Source organism: Allobosea massiliensis, assembly GCF_042655245.1.
In the GTDB taxonomy this organism is placed as follows: Bacteria; Pseudomonadota; Alphaproteobacteria; order Rhizobiales; family Beijerinckiaceae; genus Allobosea; species Allobosea massiliensis.
The window spans coordinates 122,870-136,461 of record NZ_JBHSLU010000004.1 but is presented as its reverse complement, the minus strand read 5'-3'; the positions used below and the strand labels follow the sequence as shown (position 1 = coordinate 136,461).

Sequence of the window (13,592 nt, the reverse complement as noted above, 5' to 3'; positions counted from 1 at the left end):
GCCGGGGATCATGCCGCCTCCCTCAGACCGGGCCGCCGGTCCGCCAGCTCGCCGAGCAGGGCCCGGCGGTCGAATTTGGCGATGACCTCGTCGAGGCGGGCCTGACCCGCCCGCATGTGAAGATCGGGAGTCACCAGAGTGGTCATGCCGATCAGGCGCAGTCGATTGCCAGCGGCGGTGTCGCGCAGCGAGGCAGCGAAGGCGAAGGCACCGTCGATGTTACCGTCGAGATCGATCAGCACCATGGCGATCGCCTCACTCGCCAGCTCCTGACGGGCGGCCGTAAAGTCGGAGGCGAAGACGACATGATGGCCGGACGCCTTGAGAACCGGCGTCAGCATGTCGCGCAGGAAGCGCGAGGGCTCGACGAGCAGAATGTCGGCCCCGGCCGCGCGCTCCGCGGAGCCCACGCCCGATGGCCGCCAGCCGCGCTCGTTCATCGGCAGATAATGGGCGAGATCGATGATGTCGGTCGCGCGGCCGCGGATCATGGCCGAGCCGACGATACCGCGATCCTGGATGGCGGCCATCTCGATGTCTAGCACCTCGTCGACGATGTCGACGATGGCATCGACGGCGAGCGCGACGGTCATGTCGGCATCGGAAATGATCACCAGGGGCTGAAGACCCTCCTGCCGCAGTCGGGTCTCCGCCACCGGGACGACTGGAATCAGGCGGTTGCGGTAGTGCAGCAGGGTTCGGCCGCTGCCATGCTCGAACAGCGCGGCATCGACCTCCTCAAGCCGGGTGACCAGCGAGAGCGGGACGGCACGCAGGCCTTCGGCCCCGGTGCGGAAGACGAGCATCGTGGTCTTGTCGACGACGGGAGCGGCGGTGGATGGCGCGTCCACATGGAAGGCCTCCCCGGCAGCAGTGCCGCCGACCAGGCCGGCGACGCCATTGGGGTCGACGATGAGCACAACCGCGCCGTCGCCGAGAATGGTGTTGCCCGAGAAGAGCGGGATATGCCGCAGCTTGCTCGACATTGGCTTGACGACGATTTCCTCGGTATGGAAGACGCCGTCGACGAGGATGCCGAACTGGCGCTCGCCAATCTGGGTGACGACGATGAAGCCGTCGTCGAAGCTCGGCTCTGCGGTTCCCATCAGCGCCGAGAGCGCGATGACTGGTAGCAGCCGGCCGCGCAGCCGCAGGATCGGGGCGCCGTTGATGTCCTCGATGCGGTGATCCGCGCCGGATTTCACCCGCACCAGCTCGCGCACGACGATCTGCGGGATGGCGAAGCGCTGTTCACCCGCCACGACGATCAGGGCGGCGACGATCGCCAGCGTGAGCGGAATCTTGATCGTGATCGTGGTGCCTTGGCCGGGCTTGCTGACGATGTCGATCAGGCCGCCGATCGCGTCCACATTGACCTTGACCACATCCATGCCGACGCCGCGGCCCGAGATCGCCGTGATGCTGTCGGCGGTCGAAAAACCCGGATGGAAAATGAAGCGGCTGACCTGGGCGTCGCTCATCCGCTCGATCTCGGCCTCGCTCGCAAGCCCTTGCCGGATCGCCTTGCGGCGGATGCGCTCGATGTCGAGACCGCGCCCGTCATCCGCGACGGCGATGGTGACCGAGCCACCCTCGTGATAGGCGGCGAGGCGGATGGTGCCATGGTCGGGCTTGCCGAGGGCGCGCCGCTCGGCCGGCTGCTCGATCGCGTGATCGGCGCAGTTTCGGACCATGTGGATCAGCGGGTCCTTGATCAGATCGAGGATCTGCCGGTCGAGTTCGGTGTCGGCGCCTTCGGTGATGAGTTCGATCCGCTTGCCCAGTTCGGCGCCGAGGTCGCGCACGATCCGCGGCAGCTTCGACCACGCGTTGCCGATCGGCTGCATTCGCGTCTTCATGACGCCGTCCTGCAACTCGGCAGTGATCAGCGAGAGGCGCTGGAGCGGGCCTTTCAGCCCGTTGTCGTCCTGCTTGCGGGCGATCTCGAGCAACTGATTGCGCGTCAGCACCAGCTCGGACACCATCGTCATCAGGTGTTCGATGGTGTCGACATTCACGCGCAGCGTGGCCGGGCCCGGTGAACGGCTCTCGCGGGCGCCGGTTTCCTCGTTCGCGGAGGTGGCCAGCGTCTCGATGCGCCCGTCGGGCCCGCGCTGCGGCTCGGGCGCGGCGCGAAAGACGAGGTCGAGCCCATCCTCAGTCGGAGGGACGTTTTCCGGCTGCGCATGGCGTGCCAGATAGGCGGCAACCGGGTCGGTGCCGGAGGGAACGGCCGCTTCGGCCTGCCGCAACTGGCCGCGGGCATGGTCTGCGAGAATGCCGAGTTCCCTGATGAGGTTCTCGTCGGAGCCCGCCGGCTCCTCGCCCTTCTCGGCCAGTTCGGAGAGGATGTCCTTGACGCGGTCGATCGTCTCGAGCACCGCCGTGACCGCGATCGCGCTGACATTGGCACCGTCGCGGAACTGCCCGATCAGCGTTTCCGCGGCATGGGTCAGCGCCTCCAGGCGCGGCAGCCCGATGAAACCGCAGGTGCCCTTGACCGTGTGCACGAGGCGGAAAATGTTCGCGAGAATCTCGCGATTATTCGGCTCCTGCTCGAAACGCACGAGTTCCCGATCGACGGTGTCGAGATTCTCGCCCGTCTCGGTCAGGAACTCTTGCAGCAAGTCGTCCATGCAGGGGACCACCACTCAACGCGACAACACACGACAACAGCTAAGCATCAGAAGGGTTGATGATCGGTTGAGATCGAGCCGAAAGCGCGCCCGATCGCGCTTTATTCCGCCTTGGTCGCGGTAATGGTCACGGTGTCGCCCTCGATGCCGAAGGCGATCGACATGCCGGCGGCCTTGGCGACCATGCCGGTGTAGAGCGGCTGAACGGCATGCGCATCGATCGTGCCCGTCTCGGAACGGCCGGCGATCAGCTCCTCGACATGGGCCGGAATGCGGGCATGCGAGCCGCTGGCGGTGATCGTGAAGCTGCCCTGCTCGCCCTCGACCGTCGCACGCGACACCAGCTTGCCGCCGCGCGGGACCGCCTGAGTCGCGATGATCAGCAGGTTGAGCAGGAGCTTGACCTGGTTCTTCGGCAGCAGGGCGCGGGGAGCCTCCCAGTCGAGCGAGAGCTTCTCGTCGTTGAGGAATCCGTTGGCGACATTGCCCGCATCGCCGAGATCGATCATGGCGCCGGCCGAGCCGGCGGCACCGAAGGCGAGGCGCGCGAACTGCAGGCGCGAGGAAGCGTTGCGAGCACTCTTCTTTATCAGCTCGAGCGCGAAGTCGCGCATCGAGGGGTCGTCTTCCTCCAGAACCTCCAGCGCGTTGACAATGGCACCCACCGGGCTGATCACGTCATGGCAGACACGGCTGCAGAGAAGCGCGGCCAGATCGAGCGGCTCGAGCGAGATGGCGGTCATGGGGTGTGTCCTGGGGTCAATGCTGCCGGTCGCAGCGGGCAAACGGCTCGCCGTTCGATGAGATATGGTGGTATCTTGGTTTTCATGTGGTTAAGTCCCGGTATCCAGATCCGTCGGCCAGAACGGCGGCGCGCGTGACGGCGCCCGCGTCTTCCGATCGAATGGAGCCCAATCGCGACGATCCGCGCCTGACGGATCTCGACGAGGTGGCCCGCCGGCTCGCCGAGGCGGCACGGCTGAGCGGAGCTGTGCTTCTGGCGATGCGGGCGGCCCGCGACGTGAAGATCAAGCCCGACGGCTCGCCCGTCTGCTCGGCCGATCTGGCCGCCGACCACACAGCCAAGGCAGCGCTGGCACGGCTGCTGCCAGACATTCCGGTCATCAGCGAGGAGAGCGTGGGTGAGGTCGCGCCGGCGCCCCTGTTCATCCTGCTCGATCCGCTGGACGGCACGCGCGAGTTCCTTGCCGGCGGAGACAGCTACTGCGTCGCGATCGCTCTGGTGCGTGGCGACCGACCGGTGGCCGGTGCGATCGCCGCGCCTGCCGGCGGCCGGGTCTGGTTCGCGGGGGAGAGCGCCTTCGTGCAGGCCATGTCAGCCGATGGGACGCCGCAGGATGGTGCGCAAGCCATCGCGGTGCGGCCGCTGCCGCCGTCGGGCCCGACGACGCTGGTGAGCCGTTTCCATGGCGACGCGATGAGCGACGGCGTCGCCCGTGCGCTCGGCTCCGCCGCGACATTGCCGATGTCCTCGGCCGTGAAGTTCGGGATGATCGCTTCGGGCGAGGCCGATCTGCATGTGCGCGGCGGCCAGACCATGGAGTGGGATATCGCTGCCGGCGACGCGATCCTGACAGCGGCGGGCGGTGTGGTGCTGGGGCTCGACGGCAATCTGCCGCGCTATGGCCTGGTCGCGCGCGGGTTCCGCAATCCGCCCTTCGTCGCGGCCTCCAGCGAGGCTCTGGCGCGTCGCGCGCTGGCGGCCGTCTGACGGCAGACGCGGTGTCTCAGCGGACGAGGCTTTGCGCCACGCTGCTCCAGCGGCCGTCCGCCCGGTTTCTCAGCTGCGCATCGGCGAGGAAGCGCTGGCGGTTCTCCGCCGTCCGGAAGAGAAACAGACGCGAGCCGACAATGGCGAATTCGCGCGGGTCAATCTCGACGGCGCGGCCGTCCGCCACCGCTGCCGCATCATAGCCGGAGAAGGCGGGCGCATAGATTTCGGGGGCGTCGCGGAAGGCATCGCGGTTGGCCGCCGAGACGAAGCGCCAGACCGCCCCGTCATGGACGATCTCGTAGGCGCGGTCGCCGGCGACCGCATGTCCCTCCAGGCGGTAGGCGATCGGATCGTAGCCGCGTAGGGCGAGGCCGGAGCGAACATCGTGCAGCACGCCGTCATTCAGGACGGGCAGGTCCGGCAGACCCGCAGGAAGCCGGCCCGAAGCCGCGCTCGCTTCAGCCGGCAGAGCCGTCAGCGCCACCAGCGCAAACGCCGCCATGGCACGCGCCAACGCCGTTCGCGGCGCGAGGATCGTCGACGGGGCGCCGCGGCCCCGCCTTGTTCCAGCCTTCATCACCGGCAAATCCTGATCTCCATCGCTGCCGGTGGACGTGCCCCCTGGCTGGCGTCTTCACGGGTTGGATACGCTTTGGGGGGTATCAGAGTGGTTACCGAACTGGTTCGGATTGCGCCGGATCGTGCGAGACGGTTTCTTTTCCGTTGAAGACGCAAGGTCCGCAGAGGTCTGATCCGCACGGCCGTTCAGGCGGTCGGAGACCCGTGACCAAGGCCGTCCCCGCCGACCGGGCGGGGAAGCCGACACCCGGAGATCGCACCCCATGACCACGACACGTCGCAGCCTGATCAAGGGTGGGCTCGTGCTCGCCGGCGCCGGGCTCGTGCCGGCCGGCCCGCTGGCGCCGCTCGCCGGCCCGGCGCTGGCCCAGCAATCCTATGGCCAGAGCCGCTCCTTTTCCCAGAACGAACTCGTCACCTCGGGGCACCAGTTCTTCGGCAACGTCTCCCGCGGGCTCGCCCTGACGGTCGAGGAGGCGGTCCGGCGATGGGGCGAGCCCAACGGCTATGTGCTCGGCCAGGAGGCGTCCGGCGCCTTTGTCGGCGGTCTGCGCTATGGTGAAGGCACGCTGTTCACGCGCAATGCCGGAGACCGCAAGGTGTTCTGGCAGGGGCCCTCGGTCGGCTTCGACTTCGGTGGCGAGGGTGCCCGCACCATGATGCTGGTCTATGGGCTGCCCGCGGTCGAGGCGCTCTATCAGCGTTTCGTCGGCGTCGATGGCTCGGCCTATTTCATCGGCGGCTTCGGCTTCACGGCGCTGGCGGCGGAGGGCGTCACGGTGGTGCCCATCCGCACCGGCGTCGGCTGGCGTCTGGGCGTCAATCTCGGCTATCTGAAGTTCACGCCGCAGGCGACCTGGAACCCGTTCTGAGCGACCGGCGCGGGCGCGCGACGGATGGGAGACAACCGATTTCCGGTTTGCGACGCCTTGCCTTAGTCTGACGATCCCCCGGATGTGGAGCCGCTCGCCTTGATCGAAGCTGCCATGCTCGTCGCGCTCGGCTTTCTCTGCGCCAGCCTGATCGCCCTGTCGATCGTGCCGGCGCTGAACCGCCGGGCCGATCGCCTGGCCCGCAAGCGGGCGGAGGCAGCCTTCCCGCTGTCGCTCGGCGAGATCGCGGCCGACCGCGATCATCTGCGCGCGGAGCTCGCGCTAAAGGCCCGGAGCGCCGAGCAGGAGACCGAGCGTGCCTTCGCGGCGAAGGCCGCAGCGATGCAGGAGCTTGGCCGACGCGATATGCGGATCGGCGAGCTCGAAGGGGTGGTTCGCGAGCGCGACGGGCGGATCGCCGCGCTCGAGACGGATCTCGAGGCCACGCGCGCGGATCTGGCGCAGACCCGGGCGGCCCTCGCGGCCGAAACTGTCGCGCTCGGCGAAACCCGCGCGACGCTCGACCAGCGCCTGGCCGATCTCGCCAGCCTCGAACGTGATCTGGCCGAGACGCGAAGCTCCTTGACCGGCACGGGCGCCGACCTCGCGGCAAGGGTCGCCGAACTCGCCGGAGAACGCGAGACGCTGGGCCGGACCCAGGCGCTGCTCGCCGAGCGCGAGGGTGAGCTGGCGCAGCTGCGGCAGGATTACGATCAGATTCGGGTGGCTCAGGTCGAGGACAGGACGAAGATTCTTGTCCTCGAAGGCAAGTCATCTGACCTCGCCGACCGTCTGGCGGCGAAGGAGCGCGATCACGCCGCGAGCCAGGCGGCGCTGGCGGCGATGACCGAGGATCGTGACGGCGAGCGGCTGCGGGCCGATGCGTTGGCCGCGCGTGTCGAGCAGGCGGAGGCGGGTCTCGCGGCGGCGGATGCGCGCGCGGTGGCCGCCGGCGTCGAGGCGGCACGCCTCGAGAGCCAGCTGGCCGCGGAGATCGCCGCCCATGCGATGGAGCACGAGGCTAGGCAGGGGATCGAGCGGGAGATGGCGCAGACGAAGGCCGAGCAGGAGGCGAAGGCTTCACGCGACGCCGAGGACATCGCTGCCCTGCGGCGCGACCTCGGAGAGCGCGACGGGCGGCTCGAAACGCTCCATGCCGAGCTGCAGACGCTGCAGGGAATGCTGGAGCAGTCGCGGGAGGAACGCGCCAGGCTGCAGCGCGAGGCGGCCGATGCGCGCAAGGCTGGTCGGACAGCAGCAGCCCCCGATCCGGAAGCCAATGCGGCGCTGCGGCGCGAGATCATGGCCGTCGCCGAGCGCCTGATGAACCTGCCGCCGCAGCGCGAGGCGGCGGAGTAACGCGCTTTCCCACGCAATCGCCGTTCCCCCGGCCGCGATCATGCTCTAGGAAGGCGCGCCCGCGCTCCAGCGTCCAGAGCCCCGCCGACATGGTCCTCGCCCGTGACTGACATCCGCTACGATCTCCTCTGCATCGGCGAGCCGCTGGGCGAGTTCAACGCCACCCGTGCCGAGAGCGGCGCCTTCCAGTTCGGCCATGGCGGCGACACCTCGAACTGCGCCATCGCCGCGGCGCGGCAGGGTGCGAAGACGGCCTATCTCGGCGCGCTCGGCGACGACATGGCGGGCCGCTCGATCCGCGATCTCTGGCGCCGCGAGGGCGTCGACGATACCCATGTCACGACGCATCAAAGCGCGCCGACCGGGCTCTATTTCGTCGATCACGGCCCGTCCGGCCATGTCTTCTCCTATCTGCGCGCCGGCTCGGCCGCGAGCCTGATGGGGCCGCGCGACGTGCCGCGGGACCTGATCGCCTCGGCCCGTATCGTGCAGGCGTCCGGCATCAGCCAGGCGATCTCGGCCTCCGCCTGCGACGCGGTGTTCGAGGCCTTTGCGATCGCGCGCGAGGCCGGCGTGACCACCGCCTATGACACCAATCTGCGCCTCAAGCTCTGGCCGCTGACCCGCGCCAAGGCGATCATCAACGCCGCCTGCGGCATGGCCGACATCGTGCTGCCGGGCTATGACGACGCCACCCAGCTCACCGGTCTGAGCGATGCCGACGCCATTGCCGATTTCTATCTGCGGCTCGGCGCGAAGATCGTCGCTTTGACGCTCGGCCATGAGGGCTCGCTGGTCGCGACGCCGGAGCGCCGCGAGCGGCTGGTGCCGATCAAGGTGGACGCCATCGACGCCACCGGCGCCGGCGACTGCTATGACGGGGCCTTCCTCGCCGAATACATCCGCACCGGCGACGCCTTTGCCGCCGGAGCCTACGCCAATGTCGCCGCGGCCCTGTCGACGCAGGGCTTCAGCGCGGTGGCGCCCCTGCCGCGCCGTGACGATGTCGAGGCACGGATGGCTCTCGAGGCGAAGAAAGCAAACTGATGGCCGTTCCGGTTCTGAACGAGGCGGGCGCGCTGCTCGCCCGCTACGACGTGCTGATTAGCGATGTCTGGGGCGTGGTGCATGACGGGCTCTGGGCGCTGCCGCCGGCCTGCGCGGCGCTGACGCGCTATCGCGAGCAGGGCGGGGCCGTGGTGCTGCTCTCCAACGCGCCGAGCCCCTCCGAGCAGGTGGCCGAGCTGCTGGACAAGAAGCGCGTGCCGCGCAGCGCCTGGGACCGGCTGATTACCTCCGGCGACGTGACGCGCTCGCTCGTCGCCGAGAGCCACCACCGCAAGATCTTCCATATCGGCTGGCAGAGCGACCGCACCGTCTTCGACCGCGCCGATGTCGAACTGGTCTCCGAGGACGAGGCCGATCTCGTCGTCGCCACCGAGCTCAACGACTATCGCACCGAGCAGCCGGAGCAGTACCGCCCCCTGCTGGAGCGCTTCGCGGCGCGGGGGGTGCCCTTCATCTGCGGCAATCCCGATCTCGTCGTCCATGTCGGGCACGACCTTTTGCCCTGCGCCGGCTCGCTCGCGCTGATCTACGAGGAACTCGGCGGCAACGTCGCCTATGCCGGCAAGCCTTATCGCCCGGCTTATGACCTCGCCCTGGAAGCGGCCCGCTCGGCCCGCGGCGGCCATCCGGTCGATCCCGCGAAGGTGCTGGTGATCGGCGATGCGGTGCGCACCGATCTCGCCGGCGCGCGGCTGATGGGCTTCGACAGCCTCTTCATCGCCGGCGGCATCCACCGCGACGAGACCATGCGCGACGGGGCGCTCGATCCGGCGGGGCTCGCGGCCGTGCTGGCGGGGAGCCCGGTCAAGCCGATCGCGGCGATGGCGGCGCTGGGGTAGGTTTCTGCTCTTCGAGGAGCAGCGCTCTAGCCGTGAGCCCTCGCCGCCCGGAGCCGCTTCCCGAGATCCTGGAAAAGCCCCCGGAAAGGCTTGAACACGAAGCGCACCGTCGACCGGCCCGGCGGGACGGCGACCGCTCGAAACAGGACGTTGGCGCGCAGGATTTCGGCCGGGGCACCGTCGATCTCGACCTGCCACCAGGGGTGCCAGACGTCGTTCAGGACGACATAGCCGCCCTGGGGCGCCTCGACCCGAAGCGTCACTTCGGTGGTGCCGTAATCGGCGATGCGGACGCTGCCGGCAGGGCTCTGGCCGGGTGGGTTCGCCCCTGCGGGTGCCGCTGTGCCTGCGGGCCGGCCGGTCGCCAGTGGGTCCCGCGGCAGGGGCGGCAGGGCGCGGTCTAGCAGCACGGTCCGGCGCGGGTCGAAGCCTGAGGGCCACTGGCCGGTGGCGAGGATCGCGTCGAAATCGGCGGTCTCGGCTTTCGTTACCAAGAGCACGCGGGGCAGCGCGCGCGGGTTCTCGTAGACATAGGCGTCGGGCGTGCGGGCGATCAGGGTGAGGTCGCCGGGCTTCAGCGCCTTGTCGATCTGCTCGACGGGGACGCCGGTTGCGATGAAGCGCAGGCCGAGCATGTCGGCCAGCAACGAGCGATAGCCCGGCATCAGCGGCGAAAAGGTGCGCTGGTCGGGCAAGGCGACATGATCGCCGGCGCCGGTCGCCTTGCTGTAGATCCCGAGCCGCAGCGGGTTGTAGCCGAGCGTGTTGTCCAGGCGATGGACGAGGCTGGCATTGGGCCAGTGGAAGCCGATGCCGGCGAGTTCGATGCGGTCGCGCCGGTCGGGGCCGGCGGTGGCGGCCGTCTCGCTCTTGAGCAGGGCAATGGTCTCGTTGGTGCTGTCGGCGCGCAGCACGTCGTAGTCCTGCGCGGGCAGGGCGGTGGATTCGCTCGGGCCGTTGTTGACCGAGAGATCGACCGTCAGCGTCGCGGCGAGCACGATGGCCGCGGCGAGGCCGGACCCTCGCAGAGCCAGGCCGCGGGCGGCAACGAGGCCGCCCATCGCCAGCACGCCGCAGAGCAGCGCGGTGACGAGCGGCACTGCGGCCACCGAGAGACGCCCTACCGTCCAGGCCAGCCAGAGCGCCAGCCCGAGCGCACCCGTGAAGATTGCGGCTTCGACGACGCGCTGCCACGGCTTTGCGCGCGGCGCGGCATCGGTCATGACGAGATGGGTGAGGTAGCCGCCGAGCAGGGCTAGCAGCGCGCCGAGGATGAAGAGCGCGTCGGCGGGGCGGCGGTAGAAGGAGATTCCGGGAAGTTCGAACAGCAGCCGGAAACCCGGCGTGAAGCGCCCGAGCGCGAAGATCAGCACGAGCAGGGCCGCGACGCTGAGCGCGACGATCTCGCGGCGCAGCAGCGCGCCGCGGACGACGCCGATGGTCAGGATGAGCCCCATCGGGATCAGCCCGAGATAGAGCTGGCTCATGTTGCGGGCGAGGTAGAGGTCCTGAGGGCCGAAGCGCGCCTCGAAGGCGGGGCTCGGCGCGCCCCAGAAATTCTCAAGCGGGCCGGCCGCGCCATAGAGATTGGCGAAGAGTCCCGTGAGCAGGGCAGCCGGATGCAGCGAGCCCTTGCCGGCGCCGATCAGGTCGATCGCCGGGCGATTGGAGCCCTCGGCGAGAACGGCCGTGAGCAGGATGGGTACGGTCGCGACGAGCAGGGCGCCGACCGCGCCCGCCAGCAGGGGCAGCAGGCTCGTCTTCAGCGCCTGCCAGGGCCGGGGCGCCATGGCGATGGCGGCGATGACCAGCCCGGCGAGGACGTAGACGCCGAGCAACGCGACCTGGTCGCGGCCGAGCACCATGAAGCCGGCGACGAGGCCGGCCGCGAAGCCATAGCCGATCGATCCGCGCTCGAGGGCGCGTGCGATCAGCGCGAGGGTGATCGCGAAATAGCCGAGGCTCAGCACCTGGCCGATATGCTGAATGCGCCACGCGGCCGCTGCACCGAAGGCGAAGGCCAGCGCCGCGACGACCGCGCCGGTCGGGTGCCAGCCGCGGTCGCGGAAGATGACGACGAAGGCGAGCGCGCCGGCCAGAAGGGTGCCGAGCACCGCCCCGTCACCGAGACGGAAGCCGGGAACGGGTTCGAGCGCGGCAATCAGCGCGAAGGGCGGCGAGAAGATCAGCGACTGCGGATCGGCGATCTGCGGCGAGCCGGCGAAGACGTACGGAGTCCAGAAGGGCGAGCGACCGCTGTGCCAGGCCTCGGCCAGGAACTGGAGCTGCGGCTGAAAATGCGCCTTGGCGTCCCAGGGGATGGTGACCATCCCCGACAGCCAGGGCCAGGACAGGGAGACCCAGGCCAAAATGACAATGGCCGCCACGGCGGCCAGCGGCCAGCGTGACGGCGTCGTCAGGGTGTCGGAAGCATCGTGCGGCGGCATCGCGTTGCGGTGCCCGAACTTGTCCGGACGTTCAAGCCCATGGGGCAAGGCGGCAGCCCCGCCTTCCGGCTCAATCCTTCGGCGCGGCCCGCGCCATCAGCGCGTCCATGTCGATGAAATGGCCGGCGCGGTCGCGCTTCGAGGCGAGATAGCGGACATTGTGGACGTTGGGCCGCCCGAGAACACGCTGCGTCGCATCGACCTCGAGGCCGGCGGCCTTAATCGCGCCGACCTTGAGCGGGTTGTTGGTGAGCGCCGTGACACGGGTCACGCCGAGCTGCTTCAGCATGGTCGCCGCAAAGTCGAAATGGCGCTGGTCGAGATCGAAGCCGAGCACCTCGTCGGCGTCATAGGTGTCCCAGCCCTGGCTCTGCAGCTTGTAGGCACGCATCTTGTTGGAGATGCCGTTTCCGCGGCCCTCCTGATCGAGATAGAGCAGAATGCCGCCCTCATTCTCGGCCATCCACTGCACGGTCTCGCGCAGCTGGTCGCCGCAATCGCATTTCAGCGAACCAAAGAGATCTCCCGTCAGGCAGGCCGAGTGCAGGCGGACGGGGACGGGCCCCGAGAGATCGGGATTGCCGACGATGATGGCGACCTGATCGCGCAGGCCTTCGCCACCGCGGAAGACGACGAATTCGGTGTCGGGCGCTCCCTCCAGCGGGACCGGCGCACGGCCGACGATGGTCAGCGTCGCCGCCTGGGCGGCGCGGTAGCCGTTGACGGCCTCGATGTCGACCTCGACCAGCGGCTCGCCCGCGGTCTGCTCGGCCGTGACCGGCACGATGATCGTCGCGGGCAGCACGAGCGAGAGACGGGACAGTTCGAGCGCAGCGTCGTCCAGCGCCGAAGCGGGGGCGACGGGAGCATCCACCTTGCCGTCGATCTTCAGTGCCAGCATTTCGATGCGGGCGAGGTCGAGCGTCGGCATGGCGAGGATGCCGGTCTCGGTGCGGTTCTTCGCGCCGAGGCGACGCAGTCGCGCGGGCGTCAGCGCGAGATAGGCCTTGCCGCTCGCAAGGGCGTCAAGCCGGCCGACGAGTTCCGCATCCGCGAGCTCGGCCGAGAGAGCCAGCAGACGCGTCTCAGCGGAGCGTAGCAGGACCGGACGCCCGGCCCGGAATTCGGAAATGGCCCGGTCCACCGCCACGAGGCTCGTCTCGAGCGGGCGTCCGAACAGCGTACGCGACTGAAGCATCGGATTGTCCGTCAGATGGGGCTGGCTCAGGAATCCGGGCTCAGTCGAGGCTGGGTCCGGGAGGAGTTAAGGCTTCTACGGCCGCACAGGCGATATAGATCATCGCTGCACAGTTTTCCATCAAACGCGCCTGGCGCGAAGGCAGTTCCATCGCAACCCCGCCTCCCTTGGAACGCAGGATCACGAGCGACTGGCGCTGTCGACGCTGCGGTATAGGATGCCGAGCTTGAACACCTGATGAATGTGCGACCGGCGCTTCCCGCCGGACGAACCAGGCGGAGATGAGGATGGCGCAGGCGGATCAAGGACAGCCGGCTCGCATCTATGGAGCAGCGGCGCGTCACATGCACTGGATCACGGCTGCGGCCGTCATCGTGATGGTCCCCGCGGGGCTGGCGATGACGTATCGCGGCGACACGCTGAACATCTGGGATGCCACGACCAATGCGATGTACAGCGCGCACAAGCTGTTCGGTTTCCTCGTGCTCTGGCTCGTCGCCGGGCGGCTGGCCTATCGCCTGCTCAAGGGCGCGCCGCCCGACGAGCCGACGCTGACCCCGCTGCAGAAGGCGGGCTCGCATCTCGTCCACTGGCTGCTCTACGGGCTGCTTCTCGTGGTGCCGCTGCTGGGCTGGATCGGCGTGTCGCTCTACCCGTCGCTGACCGTCTTCGGCCTGTTCGATCTGCCGGCCTTGACGGCGCCCAACCAGCAGCGCGCGGAGGCCGTACTGGAGATCCATGGCAAGCTCGCCATTGCGATGGCCCTGCTCGCCTGCGCCCATATCGGGGCGGCGCTCTATCATCATTTCATCCGCCGCGACGGCGTGCTGCGGCGGATGCTGCCCGGGCTCAAGTAAAC

The 13,592-nt window shown here is 68.9% G+C and carries 11 protein-coding genes; 6 read left to right on the top strand and 5 right to left on the bottom strand.

The window, feature by feature from the left end; translation table 11 throughout:
• Nucleotides 1–8 precede the first annotated feature (8 nt).
• Nucleotides 9–2,636, bottom strand: a complete 2,628-nt coding sequence (locus ACFPN9_RS01680) for a hybrid sensor histidine kinase/response regulator (RefSeq protein ID WP_066720320.1) — start codon at nt 2,634–2,636, stop codon at nt 9–11.
• A 101-nt stretch (nt 2,637–2,737) separates the two neighbouring features.
• A complete protein-coding gene (gene chpT / locus ACFPN9_RS01675; RefSeq protein ID WP_066720324.1) occupies nt 2,738–3,379 on the bottom strand; it encodes a histidine phosphotransferase ChpT in 642 nt (213 codons plus the stop codon).
• Between the two features lie 134 nt (nt 3,380–3,513).
• On the opposite strand from chpT, the gene ACFPN9_RS01670 reads away from it, so the two are divergent.
• Nucleotides 3,514–4,368, top strand: coding sequence for a 3'(2'),5'-bisphosphate nucleotidase CysQ family protein (locus ACFPN9_RS01670; RefSeq protein ID WP_245289497.1), 855 nt, complete (start codon nt 3,514–3,516; stop codon nt 4,366–4,368).
• 16 nt (nt 4,369–4,384) lie between these two features.
• Here ACFPN9_RS01670 and ACFPN9_RS01665 read toward each other — a convergent pair whose 3' ends face one another.
• A complete protein-coding gene (locus ACFPN9_RS01665; RefSeq protein ID WP_156446524.1) occupies nt 4,385–4,948 on the bottom strand; it encodes a YHS domain-containing (seleno)protein in 564 nt (187 codons plus the stop codon).
• A gap of 265 nt (nt 4,949–5,213) precedes the next feature.
• Here ACFPN9_RS01665 and ACFPN9_RS01660 point away from each other — a divergent pair, with 265 nt between their 5' ends.
• From ACFPN9_RS01660 to ACFPN9_RS01645, 4 genes are all read left to right on the top strand, one after another.
• Nucleotides 5,214–5,822: a DUF1134 domain-containing protein gene (locus tag ACFPN9_RS01660; protein ID WP_066720333.1), complete on the top strand. Its 609-nt coding sequence runs from the start codon at nt 5,214–5,216 to the stop codon at nt 5,820–5,822.
• A 99-nt stretch (nt 5,823–5,921) separates the two neighbouring features.
• Nucleotides 5,922–7,181 (top strand): coiled-coil domain-containing protein, encoded by a 1,260-nt coding sequence (locus ACFPN9_RS01655; protein WP_156446525.1) that lies wholly within the window; start codon nt 5,922–5,924, stop codon nt 7,179–7,181.
• Nucleotides 7,182–7,283: 102 nt separating this feature from the next.
• On the top strand, nt 7,284–8,228 hold the full coding sequence (locus ACFPN9_RS01650) for a sugar kinase (protein WP_066720338.1): 945 nt from the start codon (nt 7,284–7,286) through the stop codon (nt 8,226–8,228).
• Nucleotides 8,228–9,088: a TIGR01459 family HAD-type hydrolase gene (locus ACFPN9_RS01645; RefSeq protein ID WP_066720340.1), complete on the top strand. Its 861-nt coding sequence runs from the start codon at nt 8,228–8,230 to the stop codon at nt 9,086–9,088. The genes ACFPN9_RS01650 and ACFPN9_RS01645 overlap by 1 nt, the downstream gene beginning before the upstream one ends.
• Nucleotides 9,089–9,114: 26 nt before the next feature.
• On the opposite strand, the gene ACFPN9_RS01640 is transcribed toward ACFPN9_RS01645, so the two are convergent.
• Both ACFPN9_RS01640 and ribA read right to left on the bottom strand, forming a co-directional pair.
• Nucleotides 9,115–11,535 (bottom strand): hypothetical protein, encoded by a 2,421-nt coding sequence (locus ACFPN9_RS01640; protein ID WP_377815057.1) that lies wholly within the window; start codon nt 11,533–11,535, stop codon nt 9,115–9,117.
• A 70-nt stretch (nt 11,536–11,605) separates the two neighbouring features.
• A complete protein-coding gene (ribA, locus tag ACFPN9_RS01635; protein ID WP_066720344.1) occupies nt 11,606–12,733 on the bottom strand; it encodes a GTP cyclohydrolase II RibA in 1,128 nt (375 codons plus the stop codon).
• A gap of 287 nt (nt 12,734–13,020) precedes the next feature.
• Here ribA and ACFPN9_RS01630 point away from each other — a divergent pair, with 287 nt between their 5' ends.
• Nucleotides 13,021–13,590: a cytochrome b gene (locus tag ACFPN9_RS01630; protein ID WP_066720346.1), complete on the top strand. Its 570-nt coding sequence runs from the start codon at nt 13,021–13,023 to the stop codon at nt 13,588–13,590.
• Nucleotides 13,591–13,592: the final 2 nt, after the last annotated feature.

What these genes read in the sequence shown, in the direction of transcription:
- ACFPN9_RS01645 (WP_066720340.1), top strand. Translation starts at nt 8,228, where the DNA reads ATGGCCGTTCCGGTTCTGAACGAGGCGGGCGCGCTGCTCGCCCGCTAC.
- ACFPN9_RS01660 (WP_066720333.1), top strand. Translation starts at nt 5,214, where the DNA reads ATGACCACGACACGTCGCAGCCTGATCAAGGGTGGGCTCGTGCTCGCC.
- ribA (WP_066720344.1), bottom strand. Translation starts at nt 12,733, where the DNA reads ATGCTTCAGTCGCGTACGCTGTTCGGACGCCCGCTCGAGACGAGCCTC.
- ACFPN9_RS01640 (WP_377815057.1), bottom strand. Translation starts at nt 11,535, where the DNA reads ATGCCGCCGCACGATGCTTCCGACACCCTGACGACGCCGTCACGCTGG.
- ACFPN9_RS01630 (WP_066720346.1), top strand. Translation starts at nt 13,021, where the DNA reads ATGGCGCAGGCGGATCAAGGACAGCCGGCTCGCATCTATGGAGCAGCG.
- ACFPN9_RS01665 (WP_156446524.1), bottom strand. Translation starts at nt 4,948, where the DNA reads ATGAAGGCTGGAACAAGGCGGGGCCGCGGCGCCCCGTCGACGATCCTC.
- chpT (WP_066720324.1), bottom strand. Translation starts at nt 3,379, where the DNA reads ATGACCGCCATCTCGCTCGAGCCGCTCGATCTGGCCGCGCTTCTCTGC.
- ACFPN9_RS01680 (WP_066720320.1), bottom strand. Translation starts at nt 2,636, where the DNA reads ATGGACGACTTGCTGCAAGAGTTCCTGACCGAGACGGGCGAGAATCTC.